Here is a 15,480-nt window from a genome sequence, read left to right on the forward strand (position 1 = left end):
CCTTCCGATACGGCTACCTTGTTACGACTTCACCCCAATCATCTATCCCACCTTAGACGGCTGGCTCCTTGCGGTTACCCCACCGGCTTCGGGTGTTACAAACTCTCGTGGTGTGACGGGCGGTGTGTACAAGACCCGGGAACGTATTCACCGCGGCGTGCTGATCCGCGATTACTAGCGATTCCGGCTTCATGTAGGCGAGTTGCAGCCTACAATCCGAACTGAGAAGAGCTTTAAGAGATTAGCTTAGCCTCACGACTTCGCAACTCGTTGTACTCTCCATTGTAGCACGTGTGTAGCCCAGGTCATAAGGGGCATGATGATTTGACGTCATCCCCACCTTCCTCCGCATTGTCTGCGGCAGTCTCGCTAGAGTGCCCAACTGAATGATGGCAACTAACAATAAGGGTTGCGCTCGTTGCGGGACTTAACCCAACATCTCACGACACGAGCTGACGACAACCATGCACCACCTGTCACTTTGTCCCCGAAGGGAAAGTCCTATCTCTAGGATGGTCAAAGGATGTCAAGACCTGGTAAGGTTCTTCGCGTTGCTTCGAATTAAACCACATGCTCCACCGCTTGTGCGGGTCCCCGTCAATTCCTTTGAGTTTCAACCTTGCGGTCGTACTCCCCAGGCGGAGTGCTTAATGCGTTTGCTGCAGCACTGAAGGGCGGAAACCCTCCAACACTTAGCACTCATCGTTTACGGCGTGGACTACCAGGGTATCTAATCCTGTTTGCTCCCCACGCTTTCGAGCCTCAGCGTCAGTTACAGACCAGAAAGCCGCCTTCGCCACTGGTGTTCCTCCATATATCTACGCATTTCACCGCTACACATGGAATTCCGCTTTCCTCTTCTGCACTCAAGTCTCCCAGTTTCCAATGACCCTCCACGGTTAAGCCGTGGGCTTTCACATCAGACTTAAAAGACCGCCTGCGCTCGCTTTACGCCCAATAAATCCGGACAACGCTTGCCACCTACGTATTACCGCGGCTGCTGGCACGTAGTTAGCCGTGGCTTTCTGGTTAGATACCGTCATAGGATGAACTTTCCACTCTCATCCCTGTTCTTCTCTAACAACAGAGTTTTACGATCCGAAAACCTTCTTCACTCACGCGGCGTTGCTCGGTCAGACTTGCGTCCATTGCCGAAGATTCCCTACTGCTGCCTCCCGTAGGAGTCTGGGCCGTGTCTCAGTCCCAGTGTGGCCGATCACCCTCTCAGGTCGGCTATGCATCGTTGCCTTGGTGAGCCGTTACCTCACCAACTAGCTAATGCACCGCGGGTCCATCCATCAGTGACGCAGTTGCGCCTTTCAATCACTTCTCATGCGAAAAGTAATGTTATGCGGTATTAGCACCTGTTTCCAAGTGTTATCCCCCGCTGATGGGCAGGTTACCCACGTGTTACTCACCCGTTCGCCACTCACTTTCTTTCGGTGTAGCAAGCTACGGTGAAAGAAAGTGCGTTCGACTTGCATGTATTAGGCACGCCGCCAGCGTTCGTCCTGAGCCAGGATCAAACTCTCATAAAAAAGTTGATACAATCATGATGATTGTTAAGCTCAAAAAATTGATTTGCTAGCTATTGCTTGCATGTTGTTTTTGCTTCTATATAATAGAAGCGCCTTACACATATTGGTTTGCTTTTTTGTTCAGTTTTCAAAGGTCTACTTTGTTTTGTTTCAACAACTCTTATATTTTACTTCCTGAATTTATAAAAGTCAAGAACTTTTTTCAAAATATTTTTTAGTTGTTGTTTGTATTTGTATCGCTCACAGCGACTTTTATATAATAGCAAGTGTATATCCAACTGTCAATGCCTTTTTTGAAACTTTTTTAAAAAAGTGGCATCCCTTTGACTTCAAATTTAGCAATACGATCCATAAAGTATTGAGGATCTTGCCATGTAAAGCCTGTTGGTAACGCTACATTCATTTCTTGGTTTTCATTCATTTCAAAAACAAAAATAGGCATACGTTTATCTTTAATAATTCCATTCGTTAGTTCCACAAGCTGTAATTGATAGACATCAATTGCAACCTTTTCCTTTAGCACTTGTAAAACATTGGCCAATCCTGTCTTTTCTTCATCAACGTTGGCAACAATTAATGTGCTTTGTTCAGAAGTTTGATGCATTAAGAAACGTTTGCTCCCATCCGCTTTGTTTAAAATGACCGTAGCTGCGATTTGTTTATTTTCCAAAATAGACACCTCGATTGAAATTCAAAAAATAAGTGACTTACCCATATAGCTTTGGGCAAAAAGCATTAGTTCATTACTCTAGTACAGTTGGCAACTAACGCTACTATTCTATCACACATTTCAGAAAATTTACATTTTATTTTTGAATTTCGATGAAAATTGATCGAAGCAGCTAACCGACTAGCTTCATTTTTCTTCGTTAGTCAGCTGATTTAAGGCTTCTTCAATCCATTTTGGTAGTTCTTGATCGATTTTTTTAAAGCCAATTTTTTTGTTTTTATTGGTAAAATAGCGTTTTTTACGATAATGATGATGCACAAATTGCTTTTCTAAGGTTCGTCTTGATAAGCTGATTTTTTTCGTATATTCATCAATATCAATAATTTGTACTTGAACTTTATCCCCAATTTTCAATACATCATGAATATTCTTAGTAAATCCTGATTGAATTTCTGATACATGAATCAGTCCTTGGGTTTGCTCATCAAGTGAAGCAAAGGCGCCATATGGCTGAATCCCAGTAATTGTCCCTTCTAGAATTTGACCAATCTTATATTCCAACATCCACACATCCTTTTAATTAAATTTGTTCATTTTAACAATTGTAGCTGAATCATTATATCACAAAAAGCTAATACCCACTACCACAGACCTAAGCTAAAAAGCTAAGAAGTAAGGATAGTAGATATTAGCTTGTAAGTTGGCTAAACTATGTCTTATCTAGAATTATTCACTAATAGCGATTGTTTCAATCACTACATCATAAACTGGACGATCTTGTGGTCCTCTTTGAACATTGGCAATCTCATCGACAACATCCATTCCTGATAATACTTGACCAAAAACTGTATGACGGAAATCTAACCATGGTGTCCCGCCTTTTTGGTAGGCTTCAATAATTTCTGCAGGATAGTTGGCTGCCTTCATTTGCTCAATCATTTGAGCTGGTACATTGGCATTGTTAACGATAAAGAATTGACTACCATTAGTATTTGGGCCTGCATTTGCCATTGATAAAGCTCCACGAATATTGAAGGCTAAAGGACTAAATTCATCTTCAAATTTTTCACCGTAAATACTTTCACCACCCATACCTGTACCGGTTGGATCGCCTCCTTGAATCATAAAATCAGGAATCACTCGATGGAAAATCACTCCATCATAATAGCCTTTTTTAGATAATTCAACGAAATTTTTTACTGTTTTGGGAGCAATTTCAGGAAATAATTGAATTTCAATGTCTCCGCGATTTGTTTTAACTAAGGCTTTAGGGCCTTTTTGATTTGCTAAATCTAGCTGTGGGTATTGTGTCATATTTTCTCTCCTAAATCTAAAATGATACGTTCAATAACAACGTAATTCTTCTTTGATTGTATGCATGTCGGCCAAAAAAGTCAACTTTCAGCTGCTGGATGAGCCAACCAAAGTAATCACTAACCAAACTACACTTTACTTAACGCTCTTTACTGTCTAGATAAATTTTACGGACAATAATTTTATCAAACAGCTGGGTTTGATTATCCGGCTCACCGATGACTTCAGCAATAATACTTTTATCATTTGCTTTTTTGCGTAGATGATAAATCAGCTTACCAGTTTCTTTTAATTCATTCAGCATTTCAACCACGCCACCAAAACCAGTTTTTTTGGTAATAAAGCCAAATGCAACCATGCGCTCATCGAGATTTTTAGCTGAAATACTCGCACCAGTAACTAAAGATTGACGAATGGTTTCAGCAAATTGTTCTAGGCCTTCTAAAGCTGGCGAAATGACTAAAGGCTCATCTTCCACCTTTAGTTGTTCTCTTAGGGCAGCTAATTCATTTAACAAATCTTCATATTGCTGCTGGGTTAACATCACTCCGGCAATTTTTTCACGGTTAAAAATATAGACACCCGTTCCACTATCTCTTGCCTGTTGGAAAACATCCATTGGCGATTTTTTCACTTCAGTAATTGATGAAGTAGGCACCTCTAATTTCTTCAATTCCATTTTTTTCATCCTTTCTTAGTAATCATGCGAACACGATACGCAAAGTAAATGTTCTATATTCTAAATCGTTTTATTTTGATGTTCCTTACAGTTACACTGACCAGGAATACAATTACATTTTATTGTTGAGACCGTTTCTTTTTTTGACAAAACTTCTTGAATTAATTGATAATCATCCGCAGTCAAGGGAGCTTGCTCAATCATCTCGGCTAAGGTTTGACCAATTTTTTTCGCACAAATATGTGAAAACAAAGTCTCTGTCGCACTAACAATTACCTCATCTTCAGAAACAAGCGGAGAATAGTAAAACTTATTGCCTTTTTTGGTCGTCGCCAACGCTTCTTTTTTTACCAAACGACCAAGTAAAGTTTTAATTGTCGAATTTTGCCATTCCTTAGATTCACCTAAAATCTCACAAACCGTCTTAGAATCACTCTGAGGATTCGCCCATAACACTCGCAAAACCTCCCATTCAGAATCGCTAATTTTTAAATGTCTCGCTTCCACCATCACTCCCCCAATCCAGAGGCTATCAAGCGAGCGGTTTGCTATGAGTAAATAAGTTCCAAGTGGATGGAAAAATCCTCCATATTTTAAGATTTTTTCAGCAACTTGGCTTATTTACCGAATAGCGGCTCGATTGATGCCGTTTATACAACACAAATTCTAACACTTATTATACCATGAAAAAAATATTATTTTATACTTACAAGCAAAACAAAAGGATAAAGAGCAGAAGTATCCACTTCTCTCTTTACCCTCTAACTGAATGCCTAATTTTTGTCTTGTTTTTCTTGCTCTTTTTCAGCTTTTTTCTTTTCATAGCGTCTTAAAAGATATTCGTGACGATATTCACTGTTTCCAAAAAATTTCAAGGTCTTTAATAAAGGCTGACGATTTTCTCCAACCAGACCGATTAATTCAATAAATAACTCTAAACCGATAGTGGTAAAAACAACCATTAAAACAATTGCCGGTTTGCTTGCATAATTCATCAATAAGGCAATAAAAGCAAAGGTTAAGGCTAATCCATAAATGGTTAGAACCGCCCCACGATGACTAAAGCCTAGTGATAGTAAGCGATGATGCAAATGCATTTTATCCGCTGAAGAAATCGGCTGTTTATTAAACTTACGCCGAATAATTGCAAACACGGTATCCGTAATCGGCACCCCTAAAATAAACATCGGCGTTAATACTGAGATAAAGGTCACATTCTTCAAGCCTTGTAAAGAAACAACCGAAATCATAAAACCGAGAAACAGCGCACCAGTATCCCCAAGGAAAATAGTTGCTGGATGAAAATTATAGGGGAAAAAGCCCAAGATAGCCGCAACTAATAGAAAAATAAACATCGCCATAAACGGACCAATTGCATCTGGTAAAAAGAAAAAGCTAACAATACCGATCGTTGATAAAGCAATCATAGATACCCCGGCAGCTAAACCGTCTAGCCCATCGATTAAATTGACCGCGTTGGTAATCGCAAATATCCAAATCACCGTCATTGGCAAACTAAACCAGCCTAAATGGAACATACCTATAAACGGAATGCTGATAGTGTCCATACGTAACCCAGCAATAAAATAGATTTCCAAGGCTGCTAATAACAAGCCAATTGATTTTTGTCCGGGCGAAAGCTCCTTGACATCATCAATTAAACCAGTAACGACCACGATGACTGCCCCAAATAAAATTCCCCAGACACGATGCATAAACGCATAATTATGAAATTGCAAAAAGCAACCAAAAGTAAATGCAATAAATATGGCTAAACCACCAATTGTCGGCATCACTTTTTTGTTAATTCGCCTAGCTCCCGGCTGATCAACTGCACCTATTTGAAAAGCGAGTAACTTCACTAAAGGCGTCAATACAACCGAAAGCATCATAGTAGCTAGAAAATGTAAAATAAATTTAAAAGTAAAATCCATTCCTACGACTCGCTTTCTTCATCATTTGAATGTAAAAGACGGGCCTTAATCCGTTGGGTGAGCATTTCAATCGGATCGCGCCGTTGCCTCAAATCTCCACCACTGCGATATTCAGCAATGACGGTGTTCACTACTCCACAAAATACAATTACCATCGCAGCAAATTTTAGCCACATCATCAGAATCATAAATGTTCCGATAATTTTATAACCGTTAAAGCTCGTGGCAAAGTACTTCATATAAATCCCAAAAATTTGGGTCAGGGCTAACCAACCTATCGTTGCCAACACTGCCCCTGGAAAAGCCGAACGAATCCCTATTTTTGCATTCGGCACCATCCAGTAAATCAACGTCAAGATGGTTAGCAAAATAATTGCGGTTAATGGCCATTTTACTGTCTGGAAAGTATTGATAATTGAATCAGGAATCTCCAAAAATGGTTGGATTCCATCTAATACCACCTTACCAAACCCAATGACTACCATAACGCCAATAATGGCACAAAAGAATAGAACAAGCATAAGCATAGAGATGAATCGCATCACAAAATAATTCGTCGGTCTAGTCACTCCATAGGCTTTATTCATCGCAATTTGTAAAGCATTAATACTTTTACTCGCTGACCATAACGTTGCCACCGCTGAAATCGAGAGCAATTCTTTTGAACCATTGGTCAGTAAGGCCTTAATTGCTGGAACAAATAAAACATAGATTTGATTCGGAATCATCGTCTTAATCATACTCAACACTTGTGTTTGATCAATGTGTAATAACGGCAAAATATTACCAATCGCAATCAATAACGGAAAAAAGGAAAGCAACAAATAATAAGCTACAACTGAAGAAGTCACACCCATTTCAGACTGTTGGATCCGACTTTGCATTAACTCAATAAACTTCTTGATTTCCTGACGATGCTTTTTCTGTCCAAAGCCCATCACAATGTATTCGACCTTTCTGTTTTTAACTTATCTTTCTTCATCTCTTTTTCTAGTAGGTTCCTTCAATTCCTTGAGAAGTGAGAATTTTAGGACCATCTTTAGTGATGGCTAAACTGTGTTCATATTGACAGCTTAATCCACCATCTAGCGTACGAGCTGTCCAACCATTTGGATCCATCTTCATCTTCCAAGTTCCAGTATTTACCATTGGTTCAATCGTAATAACCATACCTTCTTTTAAGCGTAAGCCTTTACCCGCTTCACCATAGTGCGGAACAGATGGTGCTTCATGAATGGTAGGTCCAATGCCATGACCAATAAAGTCACGAACCACACCAAACCCTTCTCCTTCAACATAAGTTTGAATCGCATGACCGATATCCCCGATTCGATTACCCACTTGAGCTTGCTCAATACCTAAGTACATCGCTTTTTTCGTTACTTCCATCAAGCGTTGCACTTCTGGAGAGACCTCGCCAACAGCATAGCTCCAGCATGAATCTGAAATAGCGCCCTTTAAATCAACACACATATCTACCTTAATTAAATCACCATTTTTTAACACTTTCTTACGTGGAAAGCCATGGCAGATTTCATCATTAATACTGCAGCAGGTCGCATATTTATAACCTTCAAAGCCAATCTGCGCAGCAACTCCTCCATGCGATTCAATATAATCGCGAACAAATACCTCAATATCCCAGCTAGTAATCCCAGGTTTGATAAAATCACGTAAATGTTTATGCACATCAGCTAGTAATGCACCAGATTGTGCCATCATTTCTATTTCACGTTCAGATTTTAAAGTTATCATGTTTCATTTCCTTTCAAAACTTCATTCAGTTCATTTTAACACAAGTTTTCACATTTTCCAAAATACTTTCAATATTCACGAAAACAAGCAGCAAAATCCTTGATGAACCTCAATCATTGACTTTTTAAGTGCTTTGTTATACGCTCAAGTTAACGATTAGATGATGAGGAGAGAATATTTATGCCTTTAGCAAAAATTGTATACGCAAGTTTAACGGGTAATACAGAAGAGATTGCCGATATTGTCGCTGAAACATTAGAAGATTTAGATTTTGACGTTGAAATCGATGAATGCTCAAATGTTGATGCTCAAGATTTTTTAGATGCTGATTTGTGCATTGTCGCAACCTATACTTATGGCGACGGTGACTTACCTGATGAAATTGTCGACCTATATGATAGCTTACCTGAATTAGATTTAAGTGGTAAAATCTTTGGGGTTTGTGGCTCAGGAGATACCTTCTATGATTATTTCTGTAAATCAGTCGATGATTTCGAACAAGCCTTCTTAAGCACTGGGGCTACAAAAGGTGCCGATAGTGTCAAGGTCGAATTAAATGCTGAAGACGAAGACATTGAAAACCTAGAAGCCTTCGCTAAAGCATTAGCTAATGCTGTTGAAGAAAATGCTTAAAAAAATAGTGGTGCCAAAAACGGCCCACTATTTTTTATTTTTATTTCATTTCACCACTTAGGATTTGTCTTGAAAAGCAATTAAAAGTTCCCCACTATTTTATTTAAATGCTGCAGCAATATAATTTAAATCAAAGGCTGATTGTTTTTGTTGCACCGTAGCCAATACTTCTTTTAATACACGAACCGTTTGCTCTTGACTTGGTGCAATCACCCCTGAATAAATCATTGAAGAAATACCACTAGCAACCACTAATAAGCTAACAAATAATTTCTCTACCTCAGCTTCTGGTAGCTTAGCATATTCCTCATCCGCAATGACCAATTTTTTGAAATACTCAAATGAAAAACCTTGTAACACAGGCTCACCACCATGACCAACAATAAATAAAGCACGGTATAAATGGTTTTCTTTGGTTGCAAAATCAATATAATTTAAACAAAAATCCACTAACCGATCATTGGTATGTTCACGTGGAAAAACATCTTCTTCTAAGTGTTCAAAAATCTTGCCAATTAACGCTGAACGTAAGTCATCCATATTTTTAAACTCTAAATAAATTGGTTGCGTTGAGCATTTCATCTTCGCAGCGATATTTCTCGCCGTAAACTTGCCTAATCCTTCTTTTTCTACCAATTCATAGGTGGCTTTTAGTATTTGATCCTTGGTAATCGTCTTCTTTCGAGCCATGTAAATCCCTCCATTTCATAAATCGCTTTCAAAACACCCTACAAATATTTTACCACGTTTTTTTACTATTGCAAAACACTTTTATGACTATTGATTATAAAATTTCTTTAATTTATATAAAATTCATTATATTACACTAGAAAAAAATAGTTAGTTAAGAAAATAATTGCTTTTTACAAAAAAACGAAGATGATGAGAGATTTTCTCAAAAACTATCTACTAAGATTAACCTTCTATTCTCACGCTCAAGCAGACAACTATATTTTTCATCTATAGTATGTTATGATTATTGACACGAAAAAGATTACGAGGTGAAGGAAATGACCTTAGCAAATTTTAATGAATTATTAGAAAAATATGCGGAATTAATTGTCAAGGTTGGGGTAAACGTCCAAAAGGGCCACACCGTTGTCTTGCGTATCGCAGTTGATCAAGCCCCTCTTGCCCGTTTAATCACGAAAAAAGCTTATGAAGCTGGGGCTAGCGAGGTCTTATTACAATGGGCTGACGAAACGATTCAAAAAGAATATTTGCTACATGCTGATGAAACACGCTTATCAGAAGTTGCGGATTATAAATTAAAAGAAGCGGACTATTGGTTAGAAAAAGGTGCTAGTCGTATTAGCGTAGTCTCCTCTGATCCCGCTGCACTAGCTGGTGTAGATAGTGATCGCTTAGCTACCTTTAACAAGGCCAATGGGAAAGCTTTTCTAACATTAAGTAATGCGGTTCAAGCCAATAAAGTGAGCTGGACCGTGGTGGCAGCAGCTGGCGAAGGCTGGGCTAAAAAAGTGTTCCCAGAATTATCCAAAGAAGAAGCCATCGATGCTTTATGGGACCAAATCTTTAAAACAACTCGCATTTATGCACCAGATCCAACCAAAGCTTGGATGGAACATGATGAAAAATTACAAGCAAAAGCCAAAATGTTAAATGACGAACAATTTACTGCTTTACACTACACTGCTCCAGGAACTGACTTAGTAGTTGGTCTACCAAAAAATCATATTTGGGAAGCACCTAGCAGCGTCAATGCTCGTGGCGAATTATTTATGGCCAATATGCCAACAGAAGAAGTCTTTACCGCACCAGATGCTAATAATGTCAACGGAACAGTTACTTCAACGAAACCATTAAGCTATGCTGGTAATATTATTGAAGGGATGCACTTTACCTTTAAAGATGGTAAAGTCGTTGATTTTAAAGCTGATAAAGGTCAAGATGTTTTAGCCAATCTGCTTGCAATCGACGAAGGCGCCAAACATTTAGGCGAAGTAGCACTTGTACCAGATCCATCGCCTATCTCACAATCAGGCATTACCTTCTTCAACACCTTATTTGACGAAAATGCCTCAAATCACTTAGCCCTTGGTTCAGCTTATGCCTTTAGTATCCAAGGTGGAACTGAAATGAGTGACGAAGAATTGAAGAAAGCTGGTCTAAACCGTAGTCATACGCACGTTGATTTCATGATTGGTTCAGATCAAATGAACATTGACGGCATTCGCCAAGACGGCTCAAAAGTAGCAATCTTTAGAAACGGTGATTGGGCTTAGCACAAGTTTATCAATTGAACCCGAAGACGAAAAATTCAAAATCACTTGAATTTTTTCGTCTTCTTTCATGTATAGCTCGCTTGTTTCCATAACCTACCAGCTAATAAAACGTTTGCTTTTTTCGCCTCACTTTTTACGCAGAAAATTTTTAGCACTAGCATGGTAAAATCAAGCTTTCTTTGATAAAATCGAGTACATAAGAGGAGGGGTCCAACAGTTAACTTATATATAAATATTTATAAAAACATAATTATAATTGTCGAGGCGAATTAAAGCCCGCTCACGTTTCTCAAGGTGGTACTCGTTATTATTCTGAAGAACAACGAAATCAATTCTTAGGAATTGCTGGAAGAAAGAAACCAAAGCGGATAACTATCGGTTATTGTAGAGTAAGTTCAAACAAGCAGAAAGACGATTTAGAACGTCAAATTGAGAACGTTAAGTCTTGCATGATTGCACGAGAGTATCAATTTGACATTATTCAAGATATTGATAGTGGAATCAACTACAATAAAAAAGGATTAAATCAATTAATGAATAGAATTGTTAATGGCGAAATAGACAAGATAGTCATTCTGCACAAAGACCGTTTAGTCCGATTTGGTTATGAACTTATTGAAAATCTTTGTAATAAATATGAGACAGAAATAGAAATCATTGACCACACAGAAAAGACCGAGGAACAGGAACTTGTTGAGGACTTAATCCAGATTGTTACAGTTTTTAGTTGTCAATTACAAGGAAAACGAGCGAATAAAGCTAAGAAGATGATTAAGGAGTTAATGGAAGATGATACGAGCAAAAAAAGTAAGGTTGCGCCCGACTGAAGAACAAGAAAAGCAACTATGGCAATCAGCTGGGACTGCTCGATGGATTTTTAACTGGACATTGAAAATGCAAGAAATGAACCATCGGTTTGGTGGAAAATTTATCAGCAATAATGATTTGCGCAAGCACATTACAAAAATGAAGAAACGTCCAAAGTATGTGTGGTTGAATCATGTTTCCAATAATATTGCCAAGCAGGCAGTAAAAGATGCTTGTGACGCTTATAAAAAGTGGTTTGATGGTATAACAGGCAAAAGCCATTTAAAGGCTGAAAAACCACGTTTCAAGTCAAGAAAGAAATCGAAACCAGCTTTTTATAATGACAACATTAAGCTGAAAGTGAAGTCAAAATCAGTGTTACTCGAAAAAATCGGTTGGGTAAAAACAAGCGAGCAACTACCGATGAATACGAAGTATTCCAATCCACGAATCAGTTTTGATGGAAAGTACTGGTATGTTTCAGTTGGAATTGAGGAAGAACAACGAAAGCAGAACTTAACAGGTGAAACATTGGGAATTGACCTTGGAATCAAAGACTTAGCCATTGTTTCTAATGGGAAAGTCTACAAAAATATTAACAAGACAGGAAAAGTAAAAAAACTTGAGAAACGATTACGTAGGTTACAGCGTAAAGTCTCTCGAAAATACGATATGAATAAGGAGGGAAACCGATTTGTCAAAACGTGTAACATCTATAAATTAGAAAAGAAAATTCGGCATATCCATCGAAAACTAACGAATATTCGTCAGAATCATTTACATCAAACGACAACAGAGATAGTGAAAACCAAACCATCAAGAATCGTTATAGAAACGTTGAATGTAAAAGGAATGATGAAAAATAAGCACTTAGCTAAATCAATTGCACAACAAAAATTCTATGAGTTCAAACGCCAACTTCAATATAAGTGTGAGGACTATGGCATTGAATTAGTGGAAGCAGATAAATTCTATCCGAGTTCTAAGTTATGCCATAAATGTGGGCATAAAAAAGTAGACTTAAAATTATCAGATCGCACGTACCATTGTGATAAATGTGGATATATAGCGGATAGAGATTATAATGCAAGTCTGAATTTAGCAAGTTATAGTGCGTAATCTACGAGCTTCTACTGAAACAGAACAGAAACGTAGATATGTAGGATTCGTTGTATCCGAATTAACGCCTGCGGAGTGTTAAAGCAAACGAGAGTAGCGAGCAAGTGGCAAAATCGGACACGTAGAAACAGGAAATAAACATCAATCTGACAACTTGTATAGTTGGTTAGAAATATTTATAGATTTTTGGCAACGGGATGTCCATGACACCCAATCGCGAAGATTATCTTAAACTGATTTTAGAGCTCGGTGGCGATCAAGCCAAAATCAGTAATAAGCAAATTGTTGCCGGTTTAGGCGTATCTGCTGCTTCAGTTAGCGAGATGATCTCAAAATTAGAAAAGGAACAATTAGTAAAACATACTCCCTATCAAGGAGTGCAATTAACCAACGCTGGCGCCCAAAAAGCTAGTGACTTAATGCGTAGACATCGGCTTTGGGAGGTTTTTCTAGTTGAGCATCTGCATTATTCCTGGAATGATGTTCATGATGATGCTGAAGTTTTAGAGCATGTAACCTCTGATGAATTAGCCAACAAATTAGAGGCCTATCTTGGCTTTCCTGAATTTTGTCCACATGGCGGTAAAATTCCAGCGCAATCGGCCATCATCAACGAACAAAAAAGACAAACCCTCAGTGACTATCCAATCGGTAGTAAGATAAAAATTGCTCGGGTCCTAGATGAGAAAGAATTATTAGATTATCTAGTTTCTTTAAATTTGAATCTACAAGAAGTTTATACGATTACTGCAATTGCCGATTATGAAGGTCCTATCACTATTCAAAATGAAAGTAAACAAATCGCTGTAAGCTTTAAAGCTGCTAGTACCATTTTTGTTGACTTGGTTGAATAAACCTAGGAATTTGATTGATGATTTAACCAAATGAAGCAGGGTAGCTTCAAAATTAATAGCGTCATGCGAGCTGCTATTCGGGGAATAATACTATCCCCAAAAAGTGTTAAAAGTTGCGCACTTTTTGTGGCTAGTTAGACTTATTTACTCATAGCAAAACGCTCGCCTGACAGCCTCTATACCAAACGGCATGTTCCAGCTAGTCACTCGACAAATAAGTCAAAGTGCTGTAAAAGTCTTAAAAATAACGGACTTTTCCATCCCTTTGAAGCTTATTTGCTCGTGCCTGAGCGAGCTGGCACATAGCCTCTATTATTAAGGGAGTGATTTTATGCAAGAAAAAAAGGTTTTGATTACGATTTTTGGTGGTACGGGGGATTTGGCGCAGCGTAAGTTGTATCCTTCGTTGTTTCGTTTATACCAAAAGGGCCATTTGAAAGATCAATTTGCGGTTATTGGTACAGCAAGACGGCCTTGGTCCAATGAGAAATATCGTGAGGTGATTTTAGCTTCGATTGCAAATTTAGCAAGTAGTGAAGAGCAAGCTGTGACTTTTGCATCTCATTTTTATTATCAGTCTCATGATGTGAATGATACGAATCACTATGCAACATTAAAAAATTTAGCCGATGAATTAGATCGTGAATATGAATTAGATGGAAATCGTTTATTCTATCTAGCGATGTCCCCGACCTTCTTTGGTACCATTGTGAATCATTTAAAATCTCAAGGAATGTTAACTTCTGAAGGCTATCATCGAGTAATTATCGAAAAGCCATTTGGTACTGACTTTGCAACTGCTGAGGCTTTAAATAAAGAAATTACCAATGTTTTTGATGAATCAGAAATCTATCGTATCGACCACTATCTAGGAAAAGAAATGATTCAAAGTATTTCAGCGGTGCGTTTTGCCAATATGCTTTTTGAAGCAATGTGGAATAATCGCTATATCGATAATGTTCAGATCAACCTAGCAGAAAATCTAGGAGTTGAAGAACGTGGCGGCTATTATGATCAAAGTGGTGCTTTGAAGGATATGGTGCAGAATCATATTTTACAAGTATTGGCTTTATTAGCAATGGATCCACCAGCTGCCTTTAACGAAGCCGAAATCCGTTCAGAAAAAATCAAAGCGTTGAGAGCCATTCGCCTTTATGACGAAGAAGAAGTAGCGAAAAACTTTGTTCGTGGTCAATATGTTGAAGGTAAAATTGCCGGTCGTAAGTATCAGGGCTATAAAGAAGAAGAAAATGTCAACCCTGATTCACGCACTGAAACCTTTGTCGCTGGTCGTTTTTATATTGATAATTTCCGTTGGTCAGGCGTACCGTTTTATGTGCGCACGGGTAAACGCATGACTGAAAAAGGCACACGGATTAATATCGTCTTCAAATCAGTGCCGATTAATTTATTCTCACATTCTTTTGATGAGGAGAAGCAAAATCTACAAAAACCTGAACCTAATGTTTTAACCATTTATATTCAACCAACAGAAGGGTTCTCTTTATCCCTAAATGGTAAGGAGGTTGGCAATAACTTTAACCTACTACCAGTTAAATTAGACTATCGCAATAGTGCAGAAATTATCGCCAACACCCCAGAAGCCTATGAAAAGCTTATTTTAGATAGCTTAAATGGCGATGGTACCAACTTTACACATTGGCAAGAGGTGGCACAATCATGGAAGATTGTCGATCAAATTCGTAAAGCTTGGGATAATGATACGACCTCTGAAATCCCAACTTATGCAGCCGGCACCATGGGACCAGATGAAGCCTTCCATTTAATTGCTGAAGATGGTTTTGAATGGGTTTGGCAACCAGACAACTGGTATCGTGAACGTGGCGAATTGTAAACAACCTAGGTTAACAATGATGGAATAAAGCCTAGAACGAAAAAGAGCTAAAAAAGAACCAAACAAGGAAAGCCTT

At 38.4% G+C, this 15,480-nt stretch carries 14 protein-coding genes, 1 rRNA gene and 1 pseudogene; 6 read left to right on the plus strand and 10 right to left on the minus strand.

What is annotated here, in order from left to right; translation table 11 throughout:
* From RK02_RS07740 to map, 9 genes are all read right to left on the minus strand, one after another.
* Window positions 1-1,538: ribosomal RNA gene (locus RK02_RS07740) — 16S ribosomal RNA — on the minus strand; the annotation flags it as partial.
* 304 nt (window positions 1,539-1,842) lie between these two features.
* Window positions 1,843-2,217, minus strand: coding sequence for a hypothetical protein (locus RK02_RS07745; RefSeq protein WP_245555697.1), 375 nt, complete (start codon window positions 2,215-2,217; stop codon window positions 1,843-1,845).
* A gap of 177 nt (window positions 2,218-2,394) precedes the next feature.
* On the minus strand, window positions 2,395-2,769 hold the full coding sequence (locus RK02_RS07750; protein WP_026231402.1) for a CvfD/Ygs/GSP13 family RNA-binding post-transcriptional regulator: 375 nt from the start codon (window positions 2,767-2,769) through the stop codon (window positions 2,395-2,397).
* Window positions 2,770-2,934: 165 nt separating this feature from the next.
* A complete protein-coding gene (locus RK02_RS07755) occupies window positions 2,935-3,522 on the minus strand; it encodes a peptidylprolyl isomerase (protein WP_016183680.1) in 588 nt (195 codons plus the stop codon).
* Window positions 3,523-3,661: 139 nt separating this feature from the next.
* Window positions 3,662-4,201 carry a hypothetical protein gene (locus RK02_RS07760; protein ID WP_016183681.1) on the minus strand — a complete coding sequence of 180 codons (540 nt, stop codon included), beginning with the start codon at window positions 4,199-4,201 and terminating at the stop codon, window positions 3,662-3,664.
* A gap of 60 nt (window positions 4,202-4,261) precedes the next feature.
* Window positions 4,262-4,711, minus strand: a complete 450-nt coding sequence (locus RK02_RS07765) for a CopY/TcrY family copper transport repressor (protein WP_018451798.1) — start codon at window positions 4,709-4,711, stop codon at window positions 4,262-4,264.
* A gap of 263 nt (window positions 4,712-4,974) precedes the next feature.
* Window positions 4,975-6,135, minus strand: coding sequence for a glycosyltransferase family 4 protein (locus RK02_RS07770; RefSeq protein WP_016183683.1), 1,161 nt, complete (start codon window positions 6,133-6,135; stop codon window positions 4,975-4,977).
* 2 nt (window positions 6,136-6,137) lie between these two features.
* Window positions 6,138-7,073: a YihY/virulence factor BrkB family protein gene (locus tag RK02_RS07775; protein ID WP_016183684.1), complete on the minus strand. Its 936-nt coding sequence runs from the start codon at window positions 7,071-7,073 to the stop codon at window positions 6,138-6,140.
* Between the two features lie 52 nt (window positions 7,074-7,125).
* Window positions 7,126-7,890, minus strand: a complete 765-nt coding sequence (map, locus tag RK02_RS07780; protein WP_016183685.1) for a type I methionyl aminopeptidase — start codon at window positions 7,888-7,890, stop codon at window positions 7,126-7,128.
* Window positions 7,891-8,070: 180 nt separating this feature from the next.
* Here map and RK02_RS07785 point away from each other — a divergent pair, with 180 nt between their 5' ends.
* Window positions 8,071-8,523: a flavodoxin gene (locus RK02_RS07785; protein WP_016183686.1), complete on the plus strand. Its 453-nt coding sequence runs from the start codon at window positions 8,071-8,073 to the stop codon at window positions 8,521-8,523.
* 99 nt (window positions 8,524-8,622) lie between these two features.
* Here the strand turns inward: RK02_RS07785 and RK02_RS07790 are convergent, their stop codons facing one another.
* Window positions 8,623-9,213, minus strand: coding sequence for a TetR/AcrR family transcriptional regulator (locus RK02_RS07790; protein WP_016183687.1), 591 nt, complete (start codon window positions 9,211-9,213; stop codon window positions 8,623-8,625).
* A 320-nt stretch (window positions 9,214-9,533) separates the two neighbouring features.
* Between RK02_RS07790 and RK02_RS07795 the strand changes: the two genes are divergently transcribed.
* The 5 genes and pseudogenes from RK02_RS07795 to zwf all read left to right on the plus strand — a co-directional run bounded on the left by RK02_RS07795 (window position 9,534) and on the right by zwf (window position 15,404).
* Window positions 9,534-10,769, plus strand: coding sequence for an aminopeptidase (locus RK02_RS07795; protein WP_016183688.1), 1,236 nt, complete (start codon window positions 9,534-9,536; stop codon window positions 10,767-10,769).
* A 269-nt stretch (window positions 10,770-11,038) separates the two neighbouring features.
* Window positions 11,039-11,596, plus strand: a pseudogene (locus RK02_RS07800) (IS607 family transposase); the annotation flags it as partial.
* Window positions 11,559-12,695, plus strand: a complete 1,137-nt coding sequence (locus RK02_RS07805) for an RNA-guided endonuclease InsQ/TnpB family protein (protein ID WP_016183690.1) — start codon at window positions 11,559-11,561, stop codon at window positions 12,693-12,695. The pseudogene RK02_RS07800 and the gene RK02_RS07805, both read left to right, overlap by 38 nt.
* 203 nt (window positions 12,696-12,898) lie before the next feature.
* Entirely contained in the window at window positions 12,899-13,549 is a 651-nt protein-coding gene (gene efaR, locus RK02_RS07810) for a transcriptional regulator EfaR (RefSeq protein WP_016183691.1), read from the plus strand.
* Window positions 13,550-13,880: 331 nt separating this feature from the next.
* Window positions 13,881-15,404 carry a glucose-6-phosphate dehydrogenase gene (gene zwf, locus RK02_RS07815; RefSeq protein WP_016183692.1) on the plus strand — a complete coding sequence of 508 codons (1,524 nt, stop codon included), beginning with the start codon at window positions 13,881-13,883 and terminating at the stop codon, window positions 15,402-15,404.
* Window positions 15,405-15,480 lie beyond the last annotated feature (76 nt).

The organism is Enterococcus columbae DSM 7374 = ATCC 51263, from assembly GCF_000406925.1.
In the GTDB taxonomy this organism is placed as follows: domain Bacteria; phylum Bacillota; class Bacilli; order Lactobacillales; family Enterococcaceae; genus Enterococcus_E; species Enterococcus_E columbae.